Genomic DNA, 11,155 nt, shown 5'->3' with positions numbered 1-11,155 from the left:
GGTTACATTCCGAACCCGGAAGCTAAGCCTCACAGCGCCGATGGTACTGCAGGGGGGACCCTGTGGGAGAGTAGGACGCCGCCGAACAATCTTTCAGAGCCGAGGCCCCAGTGAAGTGCTGGGGCCTCGGCTTTTTTTGCGTTTGATGCTCCCGTGAGCGGCTGCCTGCCGAGTGCGGGAGAATGAGTGACGGCGTGGGTCGCCCGGCCGAGCATCGGGCGCGTGCCGTAGAGAAGCAGAGAAGTCCAGACAGGAGTCACCCCAATGGCATACCCCCCCAACGGACGACCGGAGCGCCGGTCGGGCGATGGACCGCAGGGCGCAGGCGGCGCGGGCCGGCGCGACTCCCGGGGTGGTGGCTTCCGTCGGGACGACCGTCCGGGCTACAGCCGCGACGACCGCCCGGGCGGCAGTTCCGGCCGGGACCGTGACGACCGCGGCGGCCGTGACGACCGTGGCGGTCGTCCCTCCTACGGGGACCGTGACCGCGGTCCCCGTCGTGACGACCGCGGTGACCGCCCGTCCTACGGCGACCGTCCGCGTCCGTCCTACGGTGACCGTCCTTCGTCCGGTGACCGCGACCGTGGCCCGCGTCGTGACGACCGTGGCGAGCGTCCGTCCTACGGCGGTGGCGAGCGTCGTTCGTTCGGTGGCGACCGTGACCGCGGTCCCCGTCGTGACGACCGTGGCGACCGCCCGTCCTACGGGGACCGTCCGCGTCCGTCCTACGGTGACCGTCCTTCGTCCGGTGACCGCGACCGTGGCCCGCGTCGTGACGACCGTGGCGACCGTCCGTCCTACGGCGACCGTGGCCCGCGTCGCGACGACCGTGGCGACCGGGGCGACCGTCCGTCGTACGGGGACCGTCCGCGCCCGTCGTACGGTGACCGCGACCGGGATCGTGGTCCGCGCCGGGATGACCGTGGCGACCGTCCCTCGTACGGTGACCGCGACCGCGGCCCCCGTCGTGACGACCGTGGCGAGCGTCCGTCCTACGGCGGTGGCGGCGAGCGTCGTTCCTATGGCGACCGTCCGCGTCCGTCCTACGGTGACCGTCCTTCGTCCGGTGACCGCGACCGTGGCCCGCGTCGTGACGACCGTGGCGAGCGTCCGTCCTACGGCGGTGGCGAGCGTCGTTCGTTCGGTGGCGACCGTGACCGCGGTCCCCGTCGTGACGACCGCGGTGACCGTCCCTCCTACGGGGACCGTCCGCGTCCGTCCTACGGTGACCGTCCTTCGTCCGGTGACCGCGACCGTGGCCCGCGTCGTGACGACCGTGGCGACCGTCCGTCCTACGGCGACCGTCCCCGTCCTTCGTATGGTGACCGCGACCGTGGGTCCTACGGCGACCGTGGCCCGCGTCGCGACGACCGTGGCGACCGTCCGTCGTACGGTGGCGGCGAGCGTCGTTCCTACGGTGACCGGGACCGTGGGTCCTACGGCGACCGTGGCCCCCGTCGTGACGACCGTGGTGGGGAGCGGGGCGAGCCGACGCGTCGGATGCCGATCGACGAGGACGTCACCGGCCAGGAGATCGACGCCGACGTCCGCCAGGAGCTGATGAGCCTCCCCAAGACGCTGGCCGACGACGTCGCCAAGAACCTGGTGATGGTCGCCCGCCTGCTCGACTCCGAGCCGGAGCAGGCCTACGCCTACTCCCGGGTGGCGCTGCGTCTCGCGTCGCGCGTCGCCGCCGTCCGTGAGGCGGCCGGGTTCGCGTCCTACGTGACCGAGCGTTACTCGGAGGCGCTGACCGAGTTCCGTGCCTCGCGTCGGATGACCGGTTCGGCCGACCTGTGGCCGGTGATGGCGGACTGCGAGCGTGGTCTCGGCCGTCCGGAGCGTGCGCTGGAGATGGCCGGTGCGCCCGAGGTCAAGCAGCTGGACAAGGCCGGTCAGGTCGAGATGCGCCTGGTCGCGGCCGGTGCCCGGGCGGACATGGGTCAGCACGAGGCCGCCGTGGTGACTCTGGAGTCGCCCGAGCTGGCGTCGAACTCGGTGCAGCCGTGGACCCCCCGCCTGCGCTACGCCTACGCGGACGCGCTGCTGGCCGTCGGCCGCGAGGCGGAGGCCCGCGAGTGGTTCGCCAAGGCGGTGGAGGCGGACCAGAGCGGCATCACCGACGCCGCCGAGCGTCTGGCCAAGATGGACGGCATCGAGTTCATCGACGCGCTCGAGGACGAGGCCGGGGACGACGCGGCCCTCGCGGACGCGCTGGTGGAGGACGCCGACGAGGCGGCCGACCGTGCCGACGACGACGCGGACGCGGACGACATCACCGGCGACCTGGGCCCGTCGGACGCGGAGGCTGCGGACGCGGCCGAGGCCGAGGGCGACGCGGGGAAGACCGAGATCTTCGAGATCGGCAACGCGGTCGACGCCGACGAGGTCGCCGCCGAGGGCGAGGGCATGTTCGCGGAGGGGTCCGGCGAGGACTACTACGAGGACGATGACGACGAGGACGAGGAAGAGGGCTACGACCGCCGTTGACCGGCGGCTGCAGCTGACCGTTCGTCAGTAGGAGCGTCAGCAGAAGGGCCTGACCGGAGGAGCTCCGGTCAGGCCCTTTTTGCTTTCCACCCTAGTCACGTCGGGGTCACTTCCGGGGTCACCGCCCGTGTCATCGGGGCGTCACCGAGTCGGCACCGTGACTGACGCCCGGTCAGCCCAGCGGGAGGCTGCGCAGCACCAGGCCCGTGGCCGGCTTGGGGCCGAACGACGTGGACTTGCGCGGCATGGTGACGCCCTGCTCCGCGAGCCGGCGCACGACGCCCTCCTCGACCGGGTGCAGCAGCACCGCCGTGCCGCCGAGCCGGGCGGCCTCGCGGACGGCGGCGTCGGTGTCGTGGAGGTAGGCGATGTGCTCGGGGTCGTCCGGCACCTGCCAGACGCGCTCCAGCAGCACCGAGTGGAGCACGGTCGCGTCCAGGCGCCGGTACTCCTCCGGGAGGCTGCGCGGGACCGCAGCGTTCAGGGTGGCCTCGTCGGGGCCGGTGAGCAGATGGTGACGGCCGTCGCCGGTCAGCAGGAACGCGCCGCCGGCGCCCCGCGCGCCCGTGCCCGTTGCGCCGCTGCGCGCCGCCTCGGCCAGCGCCTTCAGCGCCGGTTCGCGCGCGTCGCCGAGGTCGACCAGCGTCCAGGCGTCGCCGCCGACCGCCCGCAGCCGGGCCAGGGCCTTGCGCAACGGCAGTCGCTGCAGCACGCGGTGGATGGCGCGGACCCGCAGCGGGTACTCGGCCGTGTCGACCAGCAGCACCATGCCCCGGTCCCAGGGGCTGCGGGCGAGGTGACGGTGCTCCCGCTGGAGTCGCAGGTACATCGCCCAGCGGTGGTGGCCGTCGGCGATCAGCGCTCGGCAGGTCGCCAGGTCGGCCGCGACGGCGGCCAGCTCGGCCCGGTCGGTGAGCGCCCAGAGGCGGTGCCGGGTGCCGTCGCTGGTGACGGTCTCGATGAGCGGCTCGCGGGCCGCCGCCCGCTCCACCACGCCCGCCGCGCGACCGTCGCCGCGGTAGGTGAGCAGCAGCGGCTCCAGATTGGCCTTGGTGGTGCGCATCAGGCCGACCCGGTCGGCGACGGGGCGCGGCATGACGTCCTCGTGCGGCAGCACCATGCCCGCCTTGGGCTCGCTGACGGCCAGCGCGCCGATCAGTCCGCGTTGCAGCAGGCCGCCGTCCTCGGCGTCGGTGTACTGCTCGTAGACGTAGAGCGCGGGCTCGGGGTCGGGGGTGAGGATGCCGCCGCGCTGCCAGTCGCCGAGCAGCCGCGCGGCGTGACGGTAGCCGTCCTCCGCCGTGGGCTCGGGGCGGGGGAGGATCAGCCGGACCACGTTGTGCGGGTCGCTGTCCTCCAGCCGCACCCGGTCGTCGGGGTCGACGACGTCGTAGGGCGGGGAGGTGACCGCGGCAAGGGAGCTGACTTTCGTCGGGTCGTAGCGCAATCCCCGGAAGGGCGCGAGGGACAGGCCGCAGGCGGCCACCCGTCCGGCGTCGCCGTAACGGGACTCACTCGGGTCGTCGGCACTGACAGCTCTCACTCTGGGCATGTTAATCGGATGTGCGGGGTTGGTGATCGCGAGTTGGTTCTGCGGTTGGTTCTGCGGTGCGACGGGAGACGGGAGGACGGGGCGGCATGAACAACGACAGGCGGCCGGGCGGCGAGGTCTACGACTGGTTCCGGCGGGGGAGCGCCATGCTGGCGCAGGGCAACGCGGGAGCGGCGGTGCAACTGCTCAGCCATGCGCTGGAGGCGGAGCCCGGGTCCCGGGCGATCCGGGAGGCGCTGGCCCGGGCCCAGTTCGAGGCGCGTGCCTACCAGGCGGCGCTGGAGAACTTCCGTGCGGTGGCCCTGGCGGACCCGTCCGACGACTACGCCCAGTTCGGGTGGGGTCTGGCGGCGGCGCGGCTGGGCGACTTCGAGAGCTCGGCCGAGCACCTCGCGCTGGCCGTGGCGATGCGTCCGCAGGCCAAGCACTACCGGGCCGCGCTGCGCCAGACCCGGGCCACACTGAAGGCGCGGGCCGGTGGCTTCGGTACGGTCGGAGGTGCACGGCAACCCGACGCCGAGCCCGGGCACGGGCCCAGCGTCGATCCCGAACGCTGATCCCGAACACTGACCCGAAGACCCCAAGTCCCCAAGTCCCGAAGACCCGATCCCGAACCCCAGGGAGACTCCCGCGATGTCCGCCGAGCACCAGACTCGAACGTCGGCCCTCCACGAGGCGTACGACACCGCGCTGTTGGACCTGGACGGGGTCGTCTACGCGGGACCGGCCGCAGTCCCGCACGCCGTGGAGTCGCTGGACGCGGCCCGCGCGGCGGGCATGCACCTCGCGTACGTCACCAACAACGCCTCGCGCACGCCGGAGGCGGTCGCTGCGCATCTGACCGAGCTGGGCGTCCCGGCCGAACCGGGAGACGTGATCACCTCGGCGCAGGCGGCTGCGCGGTTGGTCGCTTCGATGGTTCCGGTGGGTGCCGCGGTGCTGGTCGTCGGCGGCGAGGGGCTGCGCGCGGCGTTGCGCGAGCGCGGGCTGGTGCCGGTCACCTCGCTGGAGGAGAACCCCGCGGCGGTGGTCCAGGGCTACGACCCGACGGTGGGCTGGCCGCAGCTCGCCGAGGCCGCCTACGCGGTCCAGCGCGGCCTGCCGTGGGTGGCGTCGAACACGGACCTGACCATCCCCACGGCACGCGGCACGGCGCCCGGCAACGGCACGCTGGTGGCGGCGGTGCGCGCGGCGGTCGGCGTGGATCCGGAGGTCGCGGGCAAGCCGCTGCCGCCGATGCACCGGGAGACCGTCATCCGGACCGGCGCGAAGCGTCCGCTCGTCGTGGGCGACCGGCTGGACACGGACATCGAGGGCGCGTTCAACGGCGGTGTCGACAGCCTGCTGGTCTTCACCGGCGTGACCCGGCCGGAGCAACTGCCCGAGGCGGAGCCGAAGTACCGCCCGACCTATCTGGCGGCGGACCTGCGGGGGCTGCTCGCGGTCCCGGCCGAGGTCTCCTCGCCGGGTGACGGCGCGTACGAGTGCGGTGGCTGGACGGTTGCCCCGCGCGAGGACGCGCACGGGGCCGCACGGCTGGGCTTCGGCGACGAGCGCGGCACCGACCCCTACGCGGGCCTGCGCGCCCTCTGCGCGGCCACCTGGGCGGCGGCGGACGCGGGCCGTCCGGTGCCGGAATGGCGGAAGGCGCTGGCCGAGCTCGGGCTCTGAGTCGCTGCCGACTTCGGCGTCCGCCGGGTCAGAGCAGGGAGCGCAGCTTGAGCAGGTCGAGGATGCTCGCCTCCAGCTTGAGCCGACCCGAACCCCACGCCTTGGCGAAGTTCAACTGACCTGCCACCAGGGAGACCAGGTCGTCGCCCTTCATGGCCAGCCGGATCTGCGCCTTGGCGGGGGGCTTGCCCGGAGCCTCGACGAGGTCCTGGATCCGGACGCCGCGCAGCTGCCCGCTGAACGTCAGGTCCAGGTCGGAGATCCAGCAGCTCAGGGACCGGTCGAGCTGGGCGGCGGCCTTGGCGTTGCCGGTGGCCTTGCCGAGGTTCTCGCTGAAGGTGGTCAGTGCCTCACGGCATTCGAGTGCGGTGGCCATCCCGGCGCTGCTCCTTGCTCGTCCCCTGTTGCGACCGACCGTATCGCAGCACCGCACCCGCGCCGCGTCCGTACCGGGCCGACGCGGTGGCGGTGAAGGCGGTAGCGTCGGTTCCGAGGCGCGACGAGGGCATTGGAGGGACCTGTGGACGAGGGCGGGATGCGTGCGATGGTTCGCGACTACGTGAAGATTGCCACCGATGTTGCGACGGGCGTGGCCGGTGAGTTGCGGTCCAAGCTGCCGGACCCGGTCCGCGAGCTCGCCGACGAGGTCGTCGGCCGGGCTCTCGCGGAGAGCGAGAGGGCGTGGCACCGGCTGAGCGACGGCGTGGTCCAGGCGGGAGTGGTGCTGGAGTTCCTGGAGCGTCAGCTGCGCCAGTTCCAGGGTGAGGCCTCGTCCACCGCCGAGGCGACGGCGGAGGCGGACACCGACACGGACTTCGCGGCGGACTTCGGGACGGACTTCGGGGCGACGCCCGGACCCGTCCGGGAGGACACCGCGCCGAACGGCAGGGAGGTCCGCCGTCCGACCGGGACGACCCGGCCCCGGCCGGTCCGGGTCCCGGTCGACGAGCCGAGCCCCGAGGACACCGCGGCCGCCGAGGAAGCCAAGGCCCGCCGCGCGGCGGCCGTCCCCGCGATGCGGCCCCGCGCCGCCGCGAAGACGTCGGAGCCGGCGACACAGACGGCGGCCGCCGCGAAGAAGGCTGCCCCGGCCAAGACCACGCCGGCGAAGACAGCTGCGACGAAGAAGACGTCGGCGGTCAAGAAGACCGCAGCCAAGAAGACCGCAGCGAAGAAGAGCGCCACCACGAAGACGGCTGCCAAGAAGGCCGCCCCGGCGAAGCAGACCACGCCGCGCAAGGCCGCCCCCAAGCGCGAGAACCCCGATGACTGAACCGGCCCCGACCGCCGCAGCCGAGGCTGACACAGCGCCGCCGCCTCCCGTCCCGCTCCCGCCGGTCATGGAGACCGGGCACGCCGCCGTCGACGGCGCGCTCGCGCGGCTCGCCGCGATCGGGGACGTGCCCGCGGAGGTGCGGGCCGGGGTGTACGGGGAGGTGCACGACCTGCTGCGGGATACGCTCGCGGGGTTGGAGGAACGGCCGGGCCAGGCGCCCACGCCGTTGAACGCACTGGGTTGACGCACTGGGCAGGAGCTGAACCGTACGTGGCAGTGGCACGACGCCGTCTGGACGCCGAGTTGGTCCGTCGCAAGCTGGCGCGGTCGCGTGAGCACGCGAGCGAGCTGATCGCCGCAGGGCGGGTGACCATCGCGGGGACGGTGGCGACCAAGTCCGCGACCCAGGTGGAGACCTCCGCCGCCGTGGTCGTGGCCAAGGACGAGAACGACCCGGACTACGTCTCGCGTGGCGGGCACAAGCTCGCCGGCGCGCTGGCCGCCTTCACCCCGCAGGGGCTGGCCGTCGAGGGCCGCCGCTGTCTGGACGCCGGCGCGTCCACCGGCGGGTTCACCGACGTGCTGCTGCGCGCGGGGGTGGAGCAGGTGCTGGCGGTGGATGTCGGCTACGGGCAGCTGGCCTGGTCGCTGCAGAGCGACGACCGGGTCGTGGTGATGGACCGCACCAACGTGCGCGAGCTCACCCTCGACCAGATCGGCGGGGAGCCGGTCGACCTGGTCGTCAGCGACCTGTCCTTCATCCCGCTCGGCCTGGTGCTGCCCGCGCTGGTGGCCGTCACCGCGCCCGAGGGCGACCTGGTGCTGATGGTGAAGCCGCAGTTCGAGGTCGGTAAGGAGCGGCTGGGCAGCGGCGGCGTCGTCCGCAGCCCGCAGCTGCGCCAGGAGATGATCGAGAAGGTCGCCGCGCAGGGCGCCGAACTGGGGCTCGGCGTGCGGGCGGTGACCGCGAGCCCGCTGCCGGGGCCGTCGGGCAACGTCGAGTACTTCCTCTGGTTCCGGCGCGACGCCGAGCCGCTCGACCCGGCGGATGCCGCCCGCGCCGTCGCCGAGGGACCGAAGTAGCAGCAGCGGAGGCAGCAGCGGACCTGGCAACGCGGCAGCGGACGTAGCAACGGCGTGAGACCTGCGGTAATCCCCGGGGTGGATGCCGTCCGAACGGGTAGGGTCAGGAGCGTCCCTGACTACAGTCACCCCTGACACGCGTCATCGGGGACAACAGCCACTGGGGGAGACGCCGTCCGGTCGAGGACGTCCGGGCGGCGGCGTTGGAGGAGCCCATGACCGACCGCCTGCCCGACGAGCGCCTGCCCGACGAGCGGGTGCCCGACCGCCGGACGGTCTCCGACGACCGGACGGTCTTCCTGCTTGCGCACACCGGCCGCGAGGCCGCGCTGCAGAGCGTCGAGTGCCTGGTCGAGGGGTTGCTCAAGGAGGGCGTCAAGATCCGCGTGCTCGCGGCCGAGGCCCCGGACATGGGCTACCCCGAGGGCGTCGAGGCGGTGCCGACCGGGCCTGCGGCGGGTGAGGGCTGCGAGCTGATCCTGGTCCTCGGCGGCGACGGAACACTGCTGCGCGGCGCGGAGCTGGCACGCGAGTTCGGGGTGCCGATGCTCGGGGTGAACCTGGGCAGGGTCGGCTTCCTGGCCGAGGCCGAGCGGGACGACCTGCAGAAGGTGGTCGCGCGGGTGGTCGCCAGGGACTACGAGGTCGAGCAGCGGATGACGATCGACGTGGTGGTCCGGGAGGACGGCCACGTCGTGCACACCGACTGGGCGCTCAACGAGGCCTCGGTCGAGAAGGCCGCCCGGGAGCGGATGATCGAGGTCATCACCGGCGTCGACGGGCGTCCGGTGTCGTCCTTCGGCTGCGACGGCGTGGTCTGCGCGACGCCGACCGGGTCGACCGCCTACGCCTTCTCCGCGGGCGGTCCGGTGGTCTGGCCGGAGGTGGAGGCGCTGCTCATGGTGCCGATCAGCGCGCATGCGCTCTTCGCCCGGCCGCTGGTGACCTCGCCGGACTCGGTGCTGGAGGTGCAGGTGCAGCCGCGGACGTCGAACGGCGTGCTCTGGTGCGACGGCCGCCGGACCTTCGAACTTCCGCCGGGCGCACGGGTGGAGGTCCGCAAGGGCCACAATCCGGTGCTGCTGGCCCGCCTCCACCGGGCCCCGTTCTCCAAGCGGCTGGTGCACAAGTTCCAGCTCCCGGTTACGGGTTGGCGCGGAACCGGGGACGACGCGTAGCGGACGCGGGGCCGTCGCCGGAGCCATGGCACGAGCCGTCCTACGAACAGTCGTACCCGTGCGCGAACCACTCCCTGGAGGGGTGGCTCGTCGCGGGAAGGGGTCCGAACCTCGTATCGTCAGGGTCGTGCTGGAGGAGATGCGGATACGAGCCCTGGGCGTGATCGACGATGCGGTGGTCGAACTGGCGCCGGGTTTCAACGTCGTCACCGGTGAGACCGGGGCGGGTAAGACCATGGTGGTGACCAGTCTCGGCCTGCTGCTCGGTGGCCGTGCGGACGCCGCCCTGGTACGCAACGGTGCGGAGCGGGCCGTGGTCGAGGGACGGGTCGCGCTGCCGGCCGAGTCCCCGGCCGCAGAACGGGCGTTGGAAGCCGGTGCGGAGCTGGACGAGGGAGCATTGCTGCTGAGCCGCACCGTTTCGGCGGAGGGCCGCTCACGGGCGCATGTGGGCGGGCGCACGGTTCCGGTCAGCCTGCTGCAGACGCTCGGCGAGGACCTGTTCGCCGTGCACGGCCAGTCCGACCAGCAGCGGCTGCTCCAGCCCGCCCGTCAGCGCGGCGCGTTGGACCGCTACGCGGGCGCCTCCGTCGCCGAGCCGCTGGCCGCGTACCAGTCGGCCTACCGCCGCCTGCGCGCGGTCGCGACGACGCTGGACGAGCTGACCACGCGGGCCCGTGAACGCGCCCAGGAGGCGGACCTGCTCCGCTTCGGCCTGGACGAGATCGCCGCCGCCGAGCCGCGCGAGCAGGAGGACGTCGAACTCGCCGCCGAGTCGGAGCGCCTCGGCCACGCCGACGCGCTCTCCACCGCCGCCACCCTCGCCCACGGCGCGCTGGCCGGTGACCCGGCCGACCCGGACGTCGTCGACGCGAGCCTGCTGGTGGCCCAGGCCAAGCGGGCCCTGGACGCGGTCCGCTCCCACGACGAGCGTCTCGGCGCACTGGCCGACCGCGTCGGCGAGGTCTCCTACCTGCTCGCCGACATCGCCCAGGAGCTGGCCGGCTACGCCGAGGACCTGGACGCGGACCCGGCCCGGCTGGCCGCGGTCGAGGAGCGGCGCGCGGTGCTGGCGCACCTGGTCCGCAAGTACGGCAGCGCCGCGGGCGGGCTGGCCGGGGTGCTGGCCTGGAACGAGCAGTCCGGCGCCCGACTGGTCGAGCTGGACGGCGACGACGAGCGGATCGAGGGGCTCCAGGCGGAGCACGAGTCGCTGACACAGACCGTCTCCGAGCTCGCCGAGCAGCTGAGCGCCGCCCGGCACGCCGCCGCGGAGACCTTCGCCAAGGCGGTCACCGCCGAGCTGACCGAGCTGGCCATGCCGCACGCGCGGGTGAGCTTCGGTCTCACCCGTACGGCGGAATTCGGGCCCTACGGCGTGGACGAGGTCGAGGTCCTGCTCGCCCCGCACCCGGGCGCTGCGCCGCGTCCGATCGCCAAGGGCGCCTCGGGCGGTGAGCTCTCCCGGGTGATGCTGGCGGTCGAGGTGGTCTTCGCGGGCGCGGACCCGGTGCCGACCTACCTCTTCGACGAGGTCGACGCGGGCGTCGGCGGCAAGGCCGCGGTCGAGATCGGCCGTCGCCTGGCCAAGCTGGCCAGGACCTCGCAGGTCGTGGTGGTGACCCACCTGCCGCAGGTGGCCGCTTTCGCCGACCGGCACCTGGTGGTGGAGAAGACCGTCGACGGCACGGTGACCCGCAGCGGCGTGAAGACCCTCACCGACGAGGAGCGGGTACGTGAGCTCTCCCGGATGCTGGCTGGTCTGGAGGACTCCGAGCTGGGCCGCGCCCACGCCGAGGAGCTGCTGGCCGCCGCGCGCAACGGCACGGCGGGCCGCGAGGGGTGACCCTGCCCTGGGCAACCGCGGCCCGAACTGCCATGGTGATGCACCGAACGGCGGCTCGG

General features: G+C 73.4%; 9 protein-coding genes, 1 rRNA gene and 1 pseudogene. 9 read left to right on the top strand and 2 right to left on the bottom strand.

Annotated elements, in window-relative coordinates:
* Together rrf and ABH928_RS11650 are read left to right on the top strand one after the other, a co-directional pair.
* Positions 1 to 87, top strand: a 5S ribosomal RNA gene (rrf, locus tag ABH928_RS11655); the annotation flags it as partial.
* 1,413 nt (positions 88 to 1,500) lie between these two features.
* Positions 1,501 to 2,343 (top strand): annotated as a pseudogene (locus ABH928_RS11650) (hypothetical protein); the annotation flags it as partial.
* Positions 2,344 to 2,662: 319 nt separating this feature from the next.
* Here the strand turns inward: ABH928_RS11650 and ABH928_RS11645 are convergent.
* Positions 2,663 to 4,042, bottom strand: a complete 1,380-nt coding sequence (locus ABH928_RS11645) for a DUF1015 family protein (RefSeq protein ID WP_370064996.1) — start codon at positions 4,040 to 4,042, stop codon at positions 2,663 to 2,665.
* A gap of 86 nt (positions 4,043 to 4,128) precedes the next feature.
* Between ABH928_RS11645 and ABH928_RS11640 the strand changes: the two genes are divergently transcribed.
* Complete coding sequence (locus ABH928_RS11640) at positions 4,129 to 4,599, top strand: tetratricopeptide repeat protein (RefSeq protein WP_370064994.1); 471 nt, start codon at positions 4,129 to 4,131, stop codon at positions 4,597 to 4,599.
* Positions 4,600 to 4,675: 76 nt separating this feature from the next.
* The gene (locus ABH928_RS11635) at positions 4,676 to 5,713 is read left to right on the top strand and encodes an HAD-IIA family hydrolase (protein ID WP_370064992.1); all 1,038 of its coding nucleotides are present in this window, start codon (positions 4,676 to 4,678) and stop codon (positions 5,711 to 5,713) included.
* A 28-nt stretch (positions 5,714 to 5,741) separates the two neighbouring features.
* Here the strand turns inward: ABH928_RS11635 and ABH928_RS11630 are convergent, their stop codons facing one another.
* Positions 5,742 to 6,089, bottom strand: a complete 348-nt coding sequence (locus ABH928_RS11630; RefSeq protein WP_370064990.1) for an SCP2 sterol-binding domain-containing protein — start codon at positions 6,087 to 6,089, stop codon at positions 5,742 to 5,744.
* 159 nt (positions 6,090 to 6,248) lie between these two features.
* On the opposite strand from ABH928_RS11630, the gene ABH928_RS11625 reads away from it, so the two are divergent.
* From ABH928_RS11625 to recN, 5 genes are all read left to right on the top strand, one after another.
* Positions 6,249 to 6,986 (top strand): hypothetical protein, encoded by a 738-nt coding sequence (locus tag ABH928_RS11625; RefSeq protein WP_370064988.1) that lies wholly within the window; start codon positions 6,249 to 6,251, stop codon positions 6,984 to 6,986.
* Entirely contained in the window at positions 6,979 to 7,233 is a 255-nt protein-coding gene (locus ABH928_RS11620; protein WP_370064986.1) for a hypothetical protein, read from the top strand. Before ABH928_RS11625 ends, ABH928_RS11620 begins: the two co-directional genes overlap by 8 nt.
* Positions 7,234 to 7,265: 32 nt before the next feature.
* On the top strand, positions 7,266 to 8,072 hold the full coding sequence (locus ABH928_RS11615) for a TlyA family RNA methyltransferase (protein WP_370065040.1): 807 nt from the start codon (positions 7,266 to 7,268) through the stop codon (positions 8,070 to 8,072).
* A gap of 215 nt (positions 8,073 to 8,287) precedes the next feature.
* Positions 8,288 to 9,250, top strand: a complete 963-nt coding sequence (locus ABH928_RS11610; RefSeq protein ID WP_370064984.1) for an NAD kinase — start codon at positions 8,288 to 8,290, stop codon at positions 9,248 to 9,250.
* 139 nt (positions 9,251 to 9,389) lie between these two features.
* Positions 9,390 to 11,096 carry a DNA repair protein RecN gene (gene recN / locus ABH928_RS11605; RefSeq protein WP_370065038.1) on the top strand — a complete coding sequence of 569 codons (1,707 nt, stop codon included), beginning with the start codon at positions 9,390 to 9,392 and terminating at the stop codon, positions 11,094 to 11,096.
* Positions 11,097 to 11,155 lie beyond the last annotated feature (59 nt).

Source organism: Streptacidiphilus sp. MAP5-3 (assembly GCF_041262505.1).
Taxonomy (GTDB): Bacteria; Actinomycetota; Actinomycetes; order Streptomycetales; family Streptomycetaceae; genus Streptacidiphilus.
Note: the sequence above shows the minus strand (reverse complement) of the source record. Positions and strands in the feature narration are given on the sequence as shown.